The 17,121-nt window shown below is 65.9% G+C and carries 14 protein-coding genes and 2 pseudogenes; 12 read left to right on the top strand and 4 right to left on the bottom strand.

Annotated features, from left to right (window positions below):
• The first annotated feature begins 121 nt into the window (after positions 1-121).
• Positions 122-1,117, top strand: a complete 996-nt coding sequence (locus HCA58_RS24095) for a HupE/UreJ family protein (RefSeq protein ID WP_169599433.1) — start codon at positions 122-124, stop codon at positions 1,115-1,117.
• Positions 1,118-1,125: 8 nt separating this feature from the next.
• On the opposite strand, the gene HCA58_RS20360 is transcribed toward HCA58_RS24095, so the two are convergent.
• Positions 1,126-1,485, bottom strand: coding sequence for a metalloregulator ArsR/SmtB family transcription factor (locus HCA58_RS20360; protein ID WP_169599432.1), 360 nt, complete (start codon positions 1,483-1,485; stop codon positions 1,126-1,128).
• Positions 1,486-1,547: 62 nt separating this feature from the next.
• On the opposite strand from HCA58_RS20360, the gene HCA58_RS20355 reads away from it, so the two are divergent.
• Positions 1,548-2,603, top strand: a complete 1,056-nt coding sequence (locus HCA58_RS20355; protein WP_169599431.1) for a cation diffusion facilitator family transporter — start codon at positions 1,548-1,550, stop codon at positions 2,601-2,603.
• A 103-nt stretch (positions 2,604-2,706) separates the two neighbouring features.
• Here the strand turns inward: HCA58_RS20355 and HCA58_RS20350 are convergent, their stop codons facing one another.
• Positions 2,707-3,069: an antibiotic biosynthesis monooxygenase gene (locus HCA58_RS20350; RefSeq protein ID WP_091050669.1), complete on the bottom strand. Its 363-nt coding sequence runs from the start codon at positions 3,067-3,069 to the stop codon at positions 2,707-2,709.
• Between the two features lie 492 nt (positions 3,070-3,561).
• Between HCA58_RS20350 and HCA58_RS20345 the strand changes: the two genes are divergently transcribed.
• On the top strand, positions 3,562-3,810 hold the full coding sequence (locus tag HCA58_RS20345) for a type II toxin-antitoxin system prevent-host-death family antitoxin (RefSeq protein ID WP_169599430.1): 249 nt from the start codon (positions 3,562-3,564) through the stop codon (positions 3,808-3,810).
• Positions 3,807-4,190 (top strand): PIN domain-containing protein, encoded by a 384-nt coding sequence (locus HCA58_RS20340; protein ID WP_169599429.1) that lies wholly within the window; start codon positions 3,807-3,809, stop codon positions 4,188-4,190. Before HCA58_RS20345 ends, HCA58_RS20340 begins: the two co-directional genes overlap by 4 nt.
• Before the next feature lie 288 nt (positions 4,191-4,478).
• On the opposite strand, the gene ltrA is transcribed toward HCA58_RS20340, so the two are convergent.
• Positions 4,479-5,759, bottom strand: coding sequence for a group II intron reverse transcriptase/maturase (gene ltrA, locus HCA58_RS20335; protein ID WP_205809206.1), 1,281 nt, complete (start codon positions 5,757-5,759; stop codon positions 4,479-4,481).
• Positions 5,760-6,346: 587 nt separating this feature from the next.
• Positions 6,347-7,537 carry an ISAs1 family transposase gene (locus tag HCA58_RS20330; RefSeq protein ID WP_240956518.1) on the bottom strand — a complete coding sequence of 397 codons (1,191 nt, stop codon included), beginning with the start codon at positions 7,535-7,537 and terminating at the stop codon, positions 6,347-6,349.
• 151 nt (positions 7,538-7,688) lie between these two features.
• On the opposite strand from HCA58_RS20330, the pseudogene HCA58_RS20325 reads away from it, so the two are divergent.
• From HCA58_RS20325 to HCA58_RS20290, 8 genes and pseudogenes are all read left to right on the top strand, one after another.
• Positions 7,689-8,443, top strand: a pseudogene (locus tag HCA58_RS20325) (IS5 family transposase); the annotation flags it as partial.
• Positions 8,444-8,815: 372 nt separating this feature from the next.
• Positions 8,816-9,646, top strand: coding sequence for a TrmH family RNA methyltransferase (locus HCA58_RS20320; RefSeq protein WP_169599442.1), 831 nt, complete (start codon positions 8,816-8,818; stop codon positions 9,644-9,646).
• Between the two features lie 836 nt (positions 9,647-10,482).
• Positions 10,483-10,782, top strand: a pseudogene (locus HCA58_RS20315) (transposase); the annotation flags it as partial.
• Between the two features lie 17 nt (positions 10,783-10,799).
• Positions 10,800-11,699: an IS3 family transposase gene (locus HCA58_RS20310; RefSeq protein ID WP_169599426.1), complete on the top strand. Its 900-nt coding sequence runs from the start codon at positions 10,800-10,802 to the stop codon at positions 11,697-11,699.
• A 210-nt stretch (positions 11,700-11,909) separates the two neighbouring features.
• A complete protein-coding gene (locus tag HCA58_RS20305; protein ID WP_169599425.1) occupies positions 11,910-12,674 on the top strand; it encodes an rRNA methyltransferase in 765 nt (254 codons plus the stop codon).
• 520 nt (positions 12,675-13,194) lie between these two features.
• Positions 13,195-14,451, top strand: coding sequence for an MFS transporter (locus HCA58_RS20300; RefSeq protein WP_169599424.1), 1,257 nt, complete (start codon positions 13,195-13,197; stop codon positions 14,449-14,451).
• A 242-nt stretch (positions 14,452-14,693) separates the two neighbouring features.
• Positions 14,694-15,731, top strand: coding sequence for an FAD-dependent oxidoreductase (locus HCA58_RS20295; protein WP_169599423.1), 1,038 nt, complete (start codon positions 14,694-14,696; stop codon positions 15,729-15,731).
• A gap of 71 nt (positions 15,732-15,802) precedes the next feature.
• Positions 15,803-17,119: a SidA/IucD/PvdA family monooxygenase gene (locus tag HCA58_RS20290; RefSeq protein WP_205809204.1), complete on the top strand. Its 1,317-nt coding sequence runs from the start codon at positions 15,803-15,805 to the stop codon at positions 17,117-17,119.
• The last annotated feature ends 2 nt before the right edge of the window (positions 17,120-17,121 follow it).

Below are 17,121 nucleotides of genomic sequence, written 5' to 3'. Positions count from 1 at the left end.
TGACCCCATCCTGGGCCACGACCATGTCAACAGCAGTAGTCAACGCTTCTCGATCCTGAACTCGCCCTGTCCGGCGGACTTGCTATGAACCGCTGGCCTCAACTCACCCTGACAGACAGGGGTGCCGGGTGTTGCCTGGGCTCACGGTGTCGGTGGGTCGAGTGATTCGGTCCCTGGATTCGCGTGGCTGGGTACAACACACATGCTCGTCGGCTGGGATCACCTGGCGTTCGTCGGTGGCATCCTGCTCCTGGCCAGGGCGATTCGGCGGGCGGCGAAGCTGATCTCACTGTTCGCGCTCGGACACAGCGTCACTCTGTTCACCGCGACCGTGGCCGACTGGCACGTCAACCCGGTCCTGGTCGACGTGGTGGTGGCGTTGAGCCTGGTCTTCGTCGGTGTGGTCGGGCTGCGGGGACGGCCGAAGAACTGGACGTGGTTCGCCGCCGCCGTGCTGGCCTTCGGCCTGGTCCACGGTCTGGGGCTGTCGACCCGGTTGCAGGCGCTCGGACTGCCCTCGGACGGGATGATCCCCCGCGTGCTGGCCTTCAACATCGGCGTCGAGATCGGGCAGCTCGTCGCCGTGATCGCCATGTTCATCGTCGGTGACGTGCTCAGTCACTACGTGCCGAAGCTGCGTGATCCCCGGCTGTCGCACGGCGCTTTGGTGGCGGCCGGGGTCGTAGCCGCGTCGATCCTGGCCCTCAGCGCCCCGGGCGAGGTGCTGCAGCCGATGCAGGCCGAACCCGCGGCCGGCGCCTGCACGGTACGGGACCGCACGGAAACCTTCCCCGCCGGCGGTGGCCACCCGGTCAAGGACTTCTTCGAGCCGGGCGAGACGGTGCCGGCCACCTCGTTCGGGCACGTCATCGGCGACGGCTACGTCATCGTCAACTACCGGCCCGACCTCGCCGCCGACCAACTCGCACAGGTGCGCGCCTTCGTCACCGACACCGCCGCCGGCCGGGTCGTCGGAGGCCCCGCCCCCGGACAGACCGAGGCGATCAAGGCGGTGCACGCCTACCGCACCGCAGCCTGCGCCACCACCGACATCGACGCGGTCCGCGAATTCACAGACGAGTGGTTCGCCGATCCCCGCTCCAAGCCCGTCGAGTAGCGCCCGACTCAGTCGTGCTCCGGCGCTCCCGTCACCCGATGCGACGCCGCGTGCAGCACCTCGATCACCAGCCGCCGCACATGCCCGCCCCTGGCCCGGTACAACGCGCGCCGGCCCTCCCGCCGCACGCTGACCAGTCCCGCCCGGCGCAGCTTGCCCAGGTGCTGCGACACCGCCGGCCGGGCCGTGCCCACCGCCTCCACCAGCGCGGTCACGTCGTACTCGCCCTCGCTGACCAGCGCCATCAACCGCAGTCGCGTGGGATCGGCCAGCATCCGCAACATGTCCGTGGCGGCATCGACCTGCTGCGCGCCAGGTAGGTGTTGTTGCAGGTCACTGGCATCTGCAACGTTGTCGCGTGCGTACATGAGCACATATTATCGCGACCGTCGCGGAAGGACTTCTGCATGACCGCGTGATCGGGGGAGTGATGACCGAGCACCACGACCACAACCACCCGGCCGACCACGGCCATCGCCACGACGGCCTTCTCGCCGCCTGGTGGCACCGGCTGACACACGCCGTCGTCCCGCACTCCCACGACTCCCGGGCGAAGACCGACCCGGCGCTGGAGTCTTCCCGTGACGGGCTGCGCGCGCTGTGGATCTCACTGGTCGGGCTCGGGATCACCGCGCTCGCCCAAGCTGTCATCGTGGTGCTGTCCGGCTCGGTCGCCCTGCTCGGCGACACCCTGCACAACGTCGCCGACGCCCTGACCGCCGTACCGCTCGGGATCGCCTTCCTCCTCGGCCGCCGTGCCGCCACCCGCGCCTACACCTACGGATACGGCCGGGCCGAAGACCTCGCCGGGATCGTCATCGTCGTGGTCATCGCCGGGTCAGCGGTCGCCGCCGCCTGGACCGCAGTGGACCGGCTGCTACGCCCCGCAGAGGTGACCCATCTGCCCTGGGTCGCCGCCGCCGGTCTCGTCGGGTTCATCGGCAACGAACTGGTCGCCCGCTACCGAATCCGCGTCGGACGCCGCATCGGCTCCGCCGCCCTGGTCGCCGACGGCCTGCACGCCCGTACCGACGGCTACACCTCCCTCGCAGTCCTCGCCGCCGCCGGTGGCGCCGCACTCGGCTGGCGCTGGGCGGACCCGGTCATCGGCCTGGTCATCGCCGTCGCCATCGCCGTCGTCCTCAAGGACGCCGCCCGGGAGGTCTACCGCCGACTGATGGACGCCGTCGACCCCGAACTGGTTGATCAGGCCGAGACCGCCCTGCGGGCTGTCGACGGCGTCCAGGACGTGGCTGCGGTACGACTCCGATGGGTCGGCCACCGGCTGCACGCCGAAGCCGAACTCGTCGTGGACGCCGGTCTCACCCTCGTCGACGCGCACCAGATCGCCGCCGACGCCGAACACCAGCTCACCCACGCCGTACCCCGGCTGACCACCGCCACCGTCCACACCGACCCGGACAGCCACCCAGGCGGACACCACCACCTCAACCTGTCCCACCAGCGCCGCCAGCTCTCAGGTTGATCTTCCTCTTGAATCCAGACCGGTACGAACGCCGACACCAAGCTCATCGCGCTCAGCCTCGCATCCCGTCCGTGCCGAGCAGACGGGGCGTGACCCCGTCCGGTCAGACGTCGAGACGCTGTGGCCCGGGGCCGACCTCGCGGGCGACGGTGTACGTGGGAACGCCGGTCATGCGCGCTTCGGCCTTGCCGGACAGCCCCGCCAGGGCCTGAGCGATGGCGGCCATCCGGCCTTCGGTGTCCGAGGTCTCCACGAAATTGCGGTAGTCCGCCTCGCTGGCCCAACGCACGACGGTGTACACCCGGGTGCCGTCGGTGCTCAGGTAGAAGCGAGCCGACTGGTAGCCAGGATAGAAGCGCACCCAGCGCTCCTGGATCTCTGCGAAGGCCGCTACGAACTCCCGTTGGGTGTCGGGGCCGTCAACCGTGTAGTCGATGATCGAGTTGAAGCTGACATCGGCGCTCACGTACGCACTCCTCATCATGCAGGGCAGGCTGCCGCCATCCTGCAACCTCAACCGACGTTGACATCAAGAGTGGGATCCGTTCACTGACCTGCCGCCGTAGAGGGCCATGAAGACCCGGTCCCGCAGGATCTCGTACTGCCGGCGGCACCGTACCGGTGGGCCCGGCGGACGTTGCTGAACCTGACCGCCGACAACGACTTCCGGTGGCCGGAACTGGTCAGCCGTCAGGTCCACCTCACGACCGTCGGCCAGCCGGTTCCAGTAGTGGTGGCCGACCTTGGCGTCTCCGGCGAAGACTGGTCAACCCAGGTCCTCACCGAAGACGAACCCGGAGTATTCACCCTCAACCCGAAACGGACCTAACACTCCGAACCACCCTCTCAGTGCGTTCGATCTTGTCGGATCTGCCTACGTCACGACGACCTGAGTGATCGCCCGACGCGCAGCCGACGACTGCCAGACCGCGCGTAGCACATGTGCTACGCTGGGTGTATGAGTGAAGTGGGGCTGCGGGAGATGCGGCAAAACGCCAGCGACCTGGTACGTCGGGCGCAGGCGGGTGAACGGGTGACGATCACTGTCGCTGGCCGCCCGGCAGCCGTGCTCGGCCCGGTCAGTCCTCGAACCTGGCGCGAGTGGGACGACCTTGCCGGCGTGTTCGACCAAGCGACCGACCCCGCGTGGGCAGGCGATCGGGATCTCCTGGACGACACCGTCACCGATCCGTGGGTTCAGCGGTGAGTCGCGGCATCCTCGATACCAGCATCCTGATCGCCAACGACGTCACCCCTATTCCCGGTGAACTGGCTATCAGCGTCGCCAGCCTCGCCGAACTTCAGTTCGGAGTCCTGATCGCGAAAACCGCCGAGGCGAGGGCGCTCCGGTTGGCGCGGCTGAGCGCCATCCAACGCCGATTTGATGCGCTGCCTATCGACGACGCCATCGCCGACAGCTACGCACGACTAGCCGCGCGTGTCGTCGAGACCGGCCGTCAGCCGCGAGCCAGGGTGATGGACCTTTTCATCGCCGCAACCGCCCATGCTCACGACGCCGCCGTCTACACCCGCAACGCCGACGACCTCGCAGGCCTCGAAGACCTCATCACGATCCGCACCATTTGACGTGATTAACTATCCGGATTTGCCGCGAGCCCCGCGCTAAGCAGCGTCCCGCTGAGCCTCGATCCACCGACGCAGTTCGTGATGGTCGCGTTTGAATAGTTCTGATATCGGGTGGTTTTGGGGTACGGCGGAATCGCCGATTACGTGGTCGGTTTGCTCCGGGCAGGTTGTGTTGGAGTGGAGTGGGGTGGGGTTCGTGGCCTGTGGTCGGGCCGCCTGGTCAGGGTCGGGTCGCCCGGAGGGATCTCACCTCCGGGCTCCCACGGAACGGAGCGTGACAGTCTCCCGTCACTCCGCTCTTACCACCCTGGCCGTCATCAGAGGGTTACGTGCCCAGGCCCAGTGCGCGAAGTAGCGTGGGTGCTGCGTGATGAGGCGTTCCCACACGATTCGCGCCTTGCGGCGTGGTCGTAGCCGTCGATACTTCTTGCGGATCCAGCGCACCAGGTAGGAGTTGATGCGCGCCAGGAGTGTGTAGAGCTCGGAGCGGTAGAACCGTCCGTAGTAGCTCATCCACCCGCGCACGACGGGGTTGATCATCTCGGCGAGTTCGGCCCAGCTCAGGTCCAACCGGCGGTGGATCCGCCAGCGTCGGACGGTGCGGCTGAGTCGCTTGAGAGCATCCGTGCTGATCGCCGGGAGGAACGCGGTAAACACGCGCCCGTGGCGATCTTTGGCCCCGCGAGGACGGAACGTGTACCCGAGGAACGTGAACGAGGTGTCCGGATTGGCGCCTCGCCGGTTGGTGTCCTTGCAGTACACGATCCTGGTCTTGTCCGGGTGCAGGCGCAGCCCGACCTCGACCATCCTGTCCTCGATCGCCTGCCGCACCAAGCGGGCCTGGCGTTCGCTGGCGCAGTGCACCACGGCATCGTCGGCGTATCGCTCGAACGGCACGGACGGAAACGTCCGGACCATCCAGGTGTCGAACGCGTAGTGCAGGAACAGGTTCGCCAGCACGGGCGAAACCGCGGACCCTTGCGGGGTTCCCCGGTCTCGGGGTTGCAAGCTGCCGTCGGGTTGCTGCATCGGGGCGGTGAGCCACCGCTTGACATACAGCAACACCCACGGCAAATCGGTGTTCGTCTCCACCGCTTTGATCATGAGGTCGTGGTCGACGCTGTCGAAGAACGCCTGGACGTCCAGATCGACGACCCAGTCGTAGCGCCAGCACCGTTGCCGGCACGCCGCTACCGCGTCCAGCGCCGACCGTCGCGGCCGGTATCCGTACGAGTCGGGGTGAAAGATCGGCTCGACCTTCTCCTCGATCCTGCGGGCTACCACCGTCTGCGCCACTCGGTCACCCACAGTGGGCACCCCGAGTGTTCTGACCCCACCCTGCGATTTCGGTATCTGCACCGCTTTCACAGGAGGCGGGAAGTAACTGCCCGAGGACATCCGATTCCAGATCTTGTAGAGATTGCCTTTCAGATCTTTCTCGAACTCCCCCAGGCTGACCTCGTCGACCCCTGGTGCCCCCTTGTTCGCCTTGACTCGATCGTACGCCTCCAAGACTTCCCACTTCGAAATCTCGAACGGTTTCTCTGACAACGTCAGCTCGCTCCCCACAGTTCCTCCCGGAACGTTTGTCCCGGTTGACCAGACGAACCAACTGTGGATGGCCCGGCCCCTTCGCTCCACCCCGATTGCCGGGGCTTCATCACTACTACGGGCCAGTCCGCCAGCGTGTCTCGCATCGGTACTCACACCTCGCGGGCACATCCCGCTCGGCTACTCCCTCTCGCCCGAGTCTTCGGGACGGTATCGAGACACGCCTTCCCACGTTCCATGCAGAAGCCGCAGATCAGGCTCATGCCGCCTCCATGCCGGGCACCGTCTGGCCAGTCATCGGGCATCCGCCAGACTTATCCCGCAGCCAATAACCAGGACCACGGTTCTGATGCCACTTAAAACGTAACGACACGTCAACAGCGGTTCGGTTTCACTCATCTTCCTGATCCCCACCTGACACCTCTTACGGCGCCTTTTCCACATCGCTCACCACGACGGTCTTCAGCCAACGCAGCATGTGGTGGTTTGAAGCCTCCTCCCGAAAGGCGACTTCGAAGGGCCAACCTTCATCTCCTGCACAGCATCGATTCTTGAAAATCGCTCCTACCTACATTGCGATCACCATTCCTCGTTCGTGGCACACGTCATTGCGTAGTTGGGTAGCTGCTGGTCACGGTGGTGATGAGGTCGTGTGGGCGGCGGTTGGCGCGTCGGGTGGCTCGGGCGATGTTGGTTTCGCCGTTGCCGCGGTGGAATGCGATGGCGGTGTTGCGGAGGACGGCTGCGACGGCGGGTTCGGTGCCGGTGCGGGCTCGGTGGGCGTCTTCGCCGAAGGTCGCGTCGCGGATCCAGTGCAGCCGGTTCTCGATGTGCCATTCCAGGCGGGCCCATTGCTGCAGGTCAGCGGGCTGGGCGTGGGCGGCGGGCAACGAGGCCACCAGATAGACGGTCTCTCGTGTGCGTTTGCCGGCCATGGTGCGGGTGCGGGTGATCCGGACGGCCTGCTGGGCGTGGGGGAAGCCGATGCCGCCGGGTGTCTGCAGGGTCAGCGCCTTGACGGTGCGGGTCTCGCGGCGGCCGTGTCCGGTGTCGCGGTGTTGGTCTCCGATCGGCCCCTGGGCCCAGGGCAGCCGTTTGAGTTGGGCGTACAACCTCGGCTGGTTGGCCTTGACCGACACGTACAGGTCCCCGCCGGCAGCGGCGACGGCTCGGGCGTGGGCGACCTGCGTGTGCAGGGCGTCCGCGACTATCACCACCCCGGTCAGGCTGCCCAGCCGTGCCGTGACCTGTTCCAGCAGCGGGGCGAACGCGGGGATTTCGTTCGACTTCGCCGCGACCTGGACCTGCGCCAGGACCACACCGGTCGACGTGTCGTAGGCCGACAGCAGATGCACCCGTCCCTCGGTCAGGACCGCGCCGCGCAGCACCTTGCCGTCCACGGCGATGACCCGCCTGATCGGCGGCGGCGCCGACACCCGCGAGCACAGCCAGTCGGCCAGGACCGCCGTCAGCGTCTCGGCGTCGACGCGGACCAGCAGCCGCCACACCGTGGTCAACACCGGAACCCTGCCGGTGAACCCGAGCCGACCCCACGCCGGCGCATCGAGATCATCGACCCAGTCGCCGATCGCAGCGAACGTATTGGCTCCGGCCATCACCGCGCACACCGCGACCGCAAGCACACTCGCCAAGGGATACCGGACACCACGCGGGTCACGCGGATCGGGAACCCGCGCCAGGGCCTCCAACAGGCCAAACGCCTCACCGTCAGCAGCCGGAGAGCCGGACGGGGCAGGGGCATGCTGACGGATCACGTCGATCAGCGATGATGACATGCGCGGGTGTGGTCCTTCTCGGTGTCATGTTGTCTCAGCAACTCCATGATCACCGACGGACCGCACCCGTCCTACGTCACCCTCCAATCAGTCCGATGCCCCCGCGAAAGCCCAGGTCAGAAACACCCTCAGGCGACTACGCAAAGCCCCTGCCTGGCAGCAGGCTCGCCTCGATCGACGGCCCACCGGAGAACCGGCCCGCACCGACGTCCGCGACGTTTTCAACGCCATTTTCTACGTCAACCGGACAGGGATCCCGTGGAAGCGCCTTCCCCATGACTTTCCGCCACACACCACGGTGTACTACTACCATGCCGCCTGGCGCGATGAAGGCATCTTCGCGCAGCTCAACGTCGACCTGACCGCGCTGGCGCGAGTCAAGGCCGGCCGCGATCCGCAGCCCACCGCCGCCGTCATCGATACACAGAGCGTGAAGACGTCCACCAACCCGCCGACGTCGACGCAAGGAACCGACGCAGCCAAGAAGATCGTAGGCCGTAAGCGCAGCGTAGTCACAGACACCTTGGGGCTCCTTCTGGTGGTCATCGTCGTGGCCGCGTCCGTGACCGAGAACCGTGCCGGAATCGAAGCCCTGGACCAGCTCAAAGCCGCCTACCCCACCGTCGTCAAGACCTGGGTGGACGCCGGCTTCAAGAACCAGTTCGTCGAACATGCCGCCACGCTCGGTATCGACACCGAGATCGTGCCGCGCAACACCGAAACCCGGGGCTTCCATGTCGTGAAACGGCGCTGGGTGGTCGACTGACTGATGTTGCATCGCAGGCTCGCCCGCGACTGCGAGACCCGCCCAGCGGCTCCGAAGCCATGATCCACATCGCGATGATCGACAACGTCAGCCGCCGGATAACGGACGAAACAACACCAACCTGGAGAGGGACGTACTAGTAGATCAAGTATAAATCGAACGCCTCTCAGTCCGGGGTGTCGAGGTAGCGAGCTGCGACGGCCTCCACCACCATGACTACACCGACTTCTGCAGACCCCACCCGGAGCGGGGGAGATCGGCCAAGAGCAAGTTCACGGCACGGGAGTCGAGATGCCAGGTAGCAAGGCTGGGCTGAAGGCGACCGCGACCGGACGGACTCCTCGCGGAGCTCGCGTTCGGGGTGCGGTGCCCACCCAAGTACGCTCTGTACGTTCCGGTGCGCCATTCGTCTGCTCTCACAGCCGGTGGCCCGCCTCGGTCGTCCGCCCACGGATGTGCGGCCACTTCACGGCGTGCCGAACAACGAACGGCCGGACGCGATGGAGGCGGGGTTGGTGGCAGTCCTACGGGTGACGACTCGCAATGCGCGGTTCCAACAGTGGGAGGCGCTGTTGAGTAATCGCACCAAGCGACAGCGCGGCGGCGAGTTCCTCGTTCAGGGCGTCCGACCCATCAGGATGGCGATCCAACTCGGGTGGCAGGTCCGCCAGGTTCTGTACAACGCGGATGCGCACCTGTCGACCTGGGCGCACGAAACCCTCGATGCGACCCGCGCGACTAAGGTAGCCGTTGCCGGCGAGTTGATGTTCGAGTTGGGCGGCAAGATGGACGACGCACCGGAGTTGCTCGCCATCGTGGCGATGCCCGACGACGACCTATCTCGGATCCCGACTAGCCCCGACATCCTCGCGGTCGTGTTCGACCGGCCCACCAGCCCCGGAAACATCGGGACGCTGATCCGGTCGGCGGACGCCTTCGGCGCGAGTGGCGTCATCGTCACCGGCCATGCCGCCGACGTCTATGACCCCAAGTCGGTACGGGCCAGCACGGGCTCGCTGTTCTCAGTTCCCGTGGTCCGCGTGCCGTCACACCGGCCGGTCCTCGACTGGGTCGAGACGATTCGAGTAGACGGCGTCGATGTACGAGTCGTGGGAACCGACGAGCACGGTGAGGCTCAGGCAACGGAGTACGACTTCACCCAGCCGACTCTGATGCTGGTCGGAAACGAGACGACCGGGCTCAGCTCGGCTTGGCGTGATGCCTGCGACCACCTTGTCCGGATACCCATGGCAGGGATGGCCAGCTCGCTGAACGCCGCTACAGCCGGGTCGGTTGTCCTGTACGAAACGGCACGCCAAAGAGCCACCAAAGAGCGCGCATAGAGAACACCTCGGCCCCATAACCAAAAAATGGCTGGAGTCCTGACGTGTCCGTGGAACTGGCGCCAATCACGCTCGCCATATGCAGCAACAGGCCGCCCCTTCTTCCGAAATGTCATTCAGTCGAATTTTGGCCTACGCGGTCCGGACGATCGAATTATCGTCGTCATGGACGGCATACCAGTCGCACCCGACTTCGACATCCTGCCACCCGCAGTTGCGGTAATCGCCAAAAACACGAATCGCGGGCTCGCGCACAGCCGGAATCGGGTCTTGAAAAGTGCGTCACGAGGCTCGTCATCTTCTTGGACGACGATATCGTCGCCATTCACGAGGCCGTGGAATGCGCAAGGGCAGCGCTGTCGCGCGGGGCTGGTGTTATCGGCGCTCGCGTCACCGCGGATTTTCAAAGCTGCCGCCCTCCTTGGTTCCTCAGCGCGGGCCAGCTGCACTATCTGGGCTCCCACAGTCGGATTGCCGCTGTTTCTGTCTGGGGCGGTTTCTTAGGCATGGACATCGAACGCATACGCCTGCTGGGAGTTGATTTCGACGAGCGACTCGGAAGAACAGCTGGGACGCTGGGGTCGGCGGAGGACACCACATTCGTGCGGACTCTCGTTTCGCGAGGTGGGCCGCAAGAGGTTCTTCCAGGTGTCGAGGTTCGCCATCTCATCCCAGCGAGCCGGCGCCGGCTCGCGTATCTACTCGCCGTGTGTTCTGGCAGGGCCGCAGCGGACACAGGCGTCATGCTGTCCGCGGAGGCCTTCGCAAGGAATGGTTGGGCCTGACCCGGTTTGACGGACATCCCAGCTCAGAGGGGCCGTGGGCCTCTCGGGAGGATGTTCATCATGGAAGGCATGGGTAAGAGACCACGCCGGCCGCGTCGGGCGTTCACGCCGGAGTTCAAGGCGGAGATCGTCGAGGTGTGCCGGCGGGGTGACCGCACTGTGGCGCAGGTCGCGAGGGATTTCGACCTGACCGAGACCGCGGTGCGGGACTGGGTCAAGCAGGCCGATCTCGACGCCGGCACCCGCAGCGACGGGTTGACCAGCGACGAGCGCGACGAGCTGGCGCGGTTGCGGCGGGAGAACCGCCGCCTACGCGAGGACGTCGACATCCTCAAACGGGCCACGGCTTTCTTCGTGAGGGAGACCCGGTGAACGTGTACCCGTTCATCGAGGCGGAGCAAGCGCGGCCCGGCGGGAACGTGAGGCGTTCCTGCCAGCTGCTGAAGGTCTCCCGGTCCGCCTACTACCAACACCGCACCGGCGGCCCGTCGCGGCGGGAGCGTGACGACGCCGAGCTGACCGCGACGATCACCCGGATCCACGCCGACTCGGCCGGCACCTACGGTGCCCCGAGGGTGCGTGCCGAACTCGCCGCGCGTGGGCGGCGGCACTCCGGTAAGCGGGTGGCCCGGCTGATGCGCACGGCTGGGTTGCGGGGGCGGGCGCCGAGGCGGTGGCGCACGACCACCGTGCCCGACCCGTCGGCTGCTCTGTCGGCGGACCTGATCCGCCGGGATTTCACCACCGCCGCTGGCGGGGTGGACAGCCGCTGGTGTGGGGATATCACCTACATCAACACGTGGGAGGGCTGGTTGTACCTGGCGGTCGTGATCGACATCGCGTCACGTCGGGTGGTGGGCTGGGCCACCGCCGATCATCTACGTACCGATCTACCCGCCCAGGCGTTGACCAACGCGATCGCCGTCCGCCGTCCGACCGGGTCGGTGATCTTCCACAGTGACAGGGGCTGTCAGTACACCAGCGCCCAGTACGCCCGCCTGGCCGGTCGGCACCGGGTGCGTCTGTCGGTCGGGGGCCGGGGTCAGTGCTGGGACAACGCGGTAGCCGAGTCGTTCTTCTCCACGATCAAGACCGAACTGCTCGACCGGCGGGCGTGGCCCACCCGCGCCGCCGCCCGCACGGCGATCTTCGAATGGATCGAGGGGTGGTACAACACCCGCCGACGGCATTCCACCCTCGGCTACCTGAGCCCGGCCGAGTACGAGGCGACCACCTATTCCACCAGACCAGCCAGCCGCGTAGCGTGAGACCAACTTATCGACCCTGTCCGTCAAACCGGGTCAACCCCAGGTCGCGCAACTGGCAGGCAGAACGCTCCACGCCGCGCCGGGCAACCCTTTCCGCGTTGTTCGGGGCTGTGGTGGTGGCCGGCGTAGTTTGCGAGGCTCTGGCCGATGGCTATCGCCGGCAGCACCCACATATGAGCCGGCCTAGCGGTTCTCGATGAGAGGTACAGGATGGCCTACCGGTTCGAGACGGTTGGACGCAACTACGCGGATCTTGCAAGCGGCTCCGTTCTCCACTCAGCTCCAGGACACCCGGCTTTCCCCGTCCGGCTAGCCTCCGAGATGTTTCTCCGGGGCCTAGCTGCCCTCGGCCCACACGGACCAGTGACGATCTGGGATCCGTGCTGCGGAAGCGGCTATCTGTCCACCGTGTTGGCGTTCCTGCACCGCCGAAAGGTGAGCGAGGTGATCGCCTCGGACATCGATGATGGCGCGGTAGCCCTGGCCCGGCGAAACCTTACGCTGCTCACCCAGGCAGGTCTAAGCGCCCGAGAAGCGGACCTCGCCGAGCTGGCGGCGAGGTACGGCAAGTCCTCACACGAGGAAGCGGCGGAGGCGGCCGATCGCCTCCGCCGGCGGCTCGCTGACGACGGTGGGGACGTCTCGAGCGTCGCCCAGGTGGCGGACGCGTTCGACCCCACTCAGCTCGGTGCGGTCCTCGACGGACGTACCCCTCGCATCGTCATCACCGACGTTCCGTATGGCGAGCAGACCGAATGGCATGGCACGAACGCCGAGTCGGGTACGGCTGGGATGGTGCGCGCCGTCGCATCAGTGCTACCGGCCGATGGTGTGATCGTCATCGCCGCGCGGGGAAGGCGGGTGCCGCTCGGCGACGATGTCCGACCAATCCACAAGTTCAAGATCGGGACACGGGCGGTTGCCCTGCTGAAGGCCGGCCAGATCGAAAAATCCCCCGTTCAGCGTCAACTGTGAGGGAGCGGAGAGCGAGACCCGACGAGTTTCAACGCCGGGCGACGGAACTCCCCTGGCTTCGTTCGCAACTCAGTGTCGCGTCCAGCTCGGCGACGGGGAGCGGCGACTCGGTATCAGGCCCATGTCAGACGGAATATGAATCGCATATCTCAAACAAGCGGACATTGCCCGCCAACTTTGGCGGTGTCATATCACCACTCAGCTAACTCACCGGACGAATGGGATGCGCCACAAATGGGCCATACCCGGACAGCATTTCGCCTCGTGCACTCTGGCATCCGTCTGTAGGATTCTCTCCACAGCCCAACACCCCAGTTGCCATCGCCCGTTCGGTTGATTGTTCAGTTGGTGCTCTCCATCGATCCGCAGGTCGTGAACGTCCTGCCGCTGCACCCACTCCTCTGTTGGCTTTACGCACACGGTTCACGTTCGACCACCCCTAGTCACGGGCTGACACTCATGTCAGGATGACGTAGCGATCGCGCTTCTGGCCCGTACTCTCCGAAGTAGAGGCTCACTGATGACCGGGAACGCCAAGGTAGGCATGGCTTTCGTGATTTTCGCAGCGGGGGTGAGCTTTCTAATATCTCTCGCTGGTTCTTCACTGAAGAGCACCGTTCAGGTCTTTTTCCTGAGCATCGCGGACAGCTTCGACGTCAGCCGCGGTAGTCTGGCGATCGCAACCACCCTGTTCGCTGTGGTCTCCGCGGTGACGTCATCGGTGATCGGGCATCTCGCCGACCGGATCGGCGCGATCCCGGTGCTGGCGATCGGTGCCGCCCTGAACGGCGTCGTGCTGCTGATCAGTGCCACGGCCACTGAGTTGTGGATGTTCGTCCTCGCCTATGGGGTGGTGGGTGCTGTCGCGGTCACGATGCTCTCCTTCGTGCCGCTGGGCGTGCTGGCTGGCCAACTGTTCCAAGGTCGCAACAGTGGGCTGTTCTACGCGTTGCTGACCAACGGTGCCGCGGTTGGTTTCATGGTGCTAGTGCCTCTGTGGGCACACCTGGACAACACCATGTCCTGGAACCAGGTGTTGTTCGCCATCGGCGTGGTCTTTCTCGTGGTCCTGCTGCCGCTGTCCCTGGTGCTGGTACGCCTGTCCACCGGCCGGAAGTCGGCCGAGACGGTACCGAGAGTTTCGCTCTGGAGCGCGACGGCCACGACCTTCCGCCATCCGCAGATCCGCGCGCTGGTGCTGGCCTTCGTGGGTTGTGGAAGCACGATGGCTTTTATTGACGTGCACCTATTCCCTCACCTGCATGACCATGGCATCTCTGATTCGGTCGGCGCCTCAGCGGTGGCGGTCCTGGGTGCGTTGGAGATTGTCGGCGCACTGGCCGCCGGGCGACTGTGCGACCTCGGCTGGACGCGGGCCACGCTGGTCGGCGCGTACGCGATGCGTGCCACCGCCATGGTCATGCTGCTGTTCGTCGGTTCCCCGGTGACCGTTATCGCCTTCGGTGCGGTCTTCGGCGTGAGCTATCTGGCCACTGTGGTCGCCACGACCGTGTGGGTGAACCGAACCCTACCGCCCGGAATGCGCGGCACCGCCCTGGGCGTGCTCTGGGCAGTTCACATGCTGTCTGTCGCGGCGACCAGCCAGATCGGGGCGGTTCTCGCCGATCTGCAGCACAGTTACACCATCACCATCGTCGCGTCGGCGGTGCTGACCGCCGCCGCTGTCGTCTTGGTGGCTGTTCAGCCCAGCCCGGACGTGGCCACTATTGGTGACGCCCCAACGGAGGAAAGTGTACAGCCTCCCGTCGAAGTCTGACGGACCATTCGCGGTCTTTGTTTTTAGCGTCGACTCAATCGATCTGGTCGATGTGATCGACCCTGGTGGGATTCGTTCGTGAACCCGCGTGCCCAACACTGAAGCTGCTTGACTATCGGCTTATCTCTATCGTCTGTAGCCACAGCGATACGGTTTCGTCTATGGAGTTGCCATGCGTATGTGTGATCGGTGGGCTGTGGGGCGTACACACTTCGGCTCGCATTCTCATAAAAGCTGACCCGATGCGGACATCAATGGCTGTCGTCGGCGGAGGGCTTGCCGGTTCTCTGCTCGCCCTGCGGCTCGCCGAGCGGTTCGGGGGGCCATCCGTCGATCTGTATCTCGGTGCGGCGACGCAGGGCCGAGACGCCACCGTCGCCTCCGGTGGAATGGTCCGAGGCTTCGAGACCGACCTCGACGAGTGTCGCCTAGCAGCGGACAGCCTCGCCGAGCTTCGCCGTGACCCCGCGCTCACCCACGCGAGCGGGTATCAGGAGTCGCCGTCTCACTACTTTCTACGCCCTGAGGTTGATCCCGACCACCAGCTCGCCCTGTTAGACGACGTGCTCGGCGGCTCCGCCCGACTGCTGCCAGCCGGACAGGTTGCGCGGACCCTCGGGCTCGCCGCCCGGCCGGAGGGCACGTTCGCGGTCGTCGAGCAGCATGCGGGCCACATCCGCCCGGATGCGCTGCGCAGCTACGCCATCACCCGGGCCGTCGCGTCGGGTGTTCGGACACATCACGAGGCGGTCACCTCAGTCGAGGCCGGGCCTACCGTAACGGTCGACGGCATGGTTCGACATCACGATGTGGTGGTAGTCGCGGCCGGTGCGTGGAGCAGCGCACTGCTATCCGGGTCGATGCGCACCCGACGAATTCAGTACGGCGTCTACCCGCTGGCCAGACCCCGTCTCGGTTGTCTCGTGGACGACATGTCCACCCTGTACGGCCGGCCTTGGGGAACCGGGTCAACTCTGCTCGGTGTCGCCACTTCGGCCTGGGGGGCGGCTCCGGGGGACAACCGCCCCGATCCGGCCTACGAGGGTCCGGCATCGGAGGCCGCCCGCACCGTTCTCGGCTTCGACGGGCCGCTACCGCCGCCACGTTGGTCGGCCGCTGGCGTGGATTGTTTCGCTGACCACGGCGGGTTGCGGCTGCGCTCGGTCGAGAACGTGTCGGGCGTCTTCAGCTTCACCGGTGGCGCGGGGAGCGCCGCGAAGAGTGCTCTGGCGTCGAGCCGACTGGCCGCCGTAACGGTGTGCGAGGCGGTCGACGGATAACCGTCACAAATGCCATGCCCGGTGCCGGCCTGCCGGGAACCGGGCGACCAGGCGTAGAGATGAGGGGCAGCATGGAAACACACATGTCAGTGGTCGCGGTGGGAGCCGGTCCCGCCAACCTCGCCCTTGCCGTGGCAGTCGAGGAGATGGCTCCCGACCTGGCCGAGGAAACCCTGCTGGTGGAGCAGCACGACGACATCGCCTGGCAGCGCGGGATGCTGTTGCCGTGGACCCAGAGCCAGGTCGGCTTCCTCAAGGATCTCGTGACACTGCGCAACCCGCGCAGTCGGTACTCCTTCGTCAACTACCTGCACTCGATCGGCCGCCTGGACGACTTCATCAACCTCGGCTCGTCGCTACCGTTCCGGCTGGAGGTCTCCGCGTACCTGCAGTGGGTCGCCAAGTCGCTGGAGCGGGTGCAGGTCGAGTACGGGCGCTCGGTGACCGCGATCACGCCGATGTCGTCGCGTGGCGACGGGATATCGGATCTCTGGAAGGTGCAGTTCGACACCGGCGAGGTGATCCGAGCCAGGAACGTGGTGATCGGAGTCGGCCGGGTCGCCCGGATTCCCGGTACCTTCCAGGACCTACCCACCGACCGGCTGATACACAGCACCGATTTCGTCAGTCGGGTGACGCAGGTCGACCCGGAGGCGGTACGGCGGGTCGTGGTCGTCGGTGGGGCGCAGAGTGCCGCCGAGATGCTGTGGACGATGTACCAGCGGTTCCCAGCCACCGAGTGTCGGATGCTGATGAGGTCAGCCGGGCTGCGAGGTTACGAGAGCAGCGCCTTCACGAACGAGCTGTACTTCCCGTCGTTCGTCGACCAGTTCCACGCCGGCTCCGCCGAGACGCGGGCCCAGTTGTTGCAGGAGATGCACCGGACGAACTATGCCGGACTGGCCCCCGGGATGCTCGACGCGTTGTATCGCCAGATGTATCAGGACCGGCTGACCGGCGACACGCGGATCGTCATGCACACACTCACCGACGTGCTCGCCACTCGGATGGAGGACGACGAAGTCGTGTTGACCGTGCATGACCGACTACGAAGGACAACCGACGAGCTGCGCGCCGATCTGGTGCTTCTGGGCACCGGCTTCGAGCAGGACAAGCCGTCGCTGATCCGGCAGACCGCCGCATCGGTCGGCGTTCACGACATCGCGGTCGATCGCTACTACCGCATGGTGACAGCGGAATCGGTGACCGCCGGCTGCTATCTGCAGGGTGTCAACGAGGAGACCCATGGCATCGCGGACTCGCTGATCAGCGTACTTGCGGTCCGCGCCGGCGAGATCGCGACCGACCTGCTCTCCCCCCGGGCCGGTACATCGGCGCTGGCCGTCACGGCGGCCAACGGCCTGTCCACCGAAGGAAAGGGCGACTGACT

The organism is Micromonospora sp. HNM0581, from assembly GCF_012726175.1.
Lineage (GTDB): Bacteria > Actinomycetota > Actinomycetes > Mycobacteriales > Micromonosporaceae > Micromonospora.
Note: the sequence above shows the minus strand (reverse complement) of the source record. Positions and strands in the feature narration are given on the sequence as shown.

What these genes read in the sequence shown, in the direction of transcription:
- HCA58_RS20345 (WP_169599430.1), top strand. Translation starts at nt 3,562, where the DNA reads ATGAGTGAAGTGGGGCTGCGGGAGATGCGGCAAAACGCCAGCGACCTG.
- HCA58_RS20295 (WP_169599423.1), top strand. Translation starts at nt 14,694, where the DNA reads ATGCGGACATCAATGGCTGTCGTCGGCGGAGGGCTTGCCGGTTCTCTG.
- HCA58_RS20300 (WP_169599424.1), top strand. Translation starts at nt 13,195, where the DNA reads ATGACCGGGAACGCCAAGGTAGGCATGGCTTTCGTGATTTTCGCAGCG.
- HCA58_RS20290 (WP_205809204.1), top strand. Translation starts at nt 15,803, where the DNA reads ATGGAAACACACATGTCAGTGGTCGCGGTGGGAGCCGGTCCCGCCAAC.
- HCA58_RS20305 (WP_169599425.1), top strand. Translation starts at nt 11,910, where the DNA reads ATGGCCTACCGGTTCGAGACGGTTGGACGCAACTACGCGGATCTTGCA.
- HCA58_RS20330 (WP_240956518.1), bottom strand. Translation starts at nt 7,537, where the DNA reads ATGTCATCATCGCTGATCGACGTGATCCGTCAGCATGCCCCTGCCCCG.
- HCA58_RS20360 (WP_169599432.1), bottom strand. Translation starts at nt 1,485, where the DNA reads ATGTACGCACGCGACAACGTTGCAGATGCCAGTGACCTGCAACAACAC.
- HCA58_RS20355 (WP_169599431.1), top strand. Translation starts at nt 1,548, where the DNA reads ATGACCGAGCACCACGACCACAACCACCCGGCCGACCACGGCCATCGC.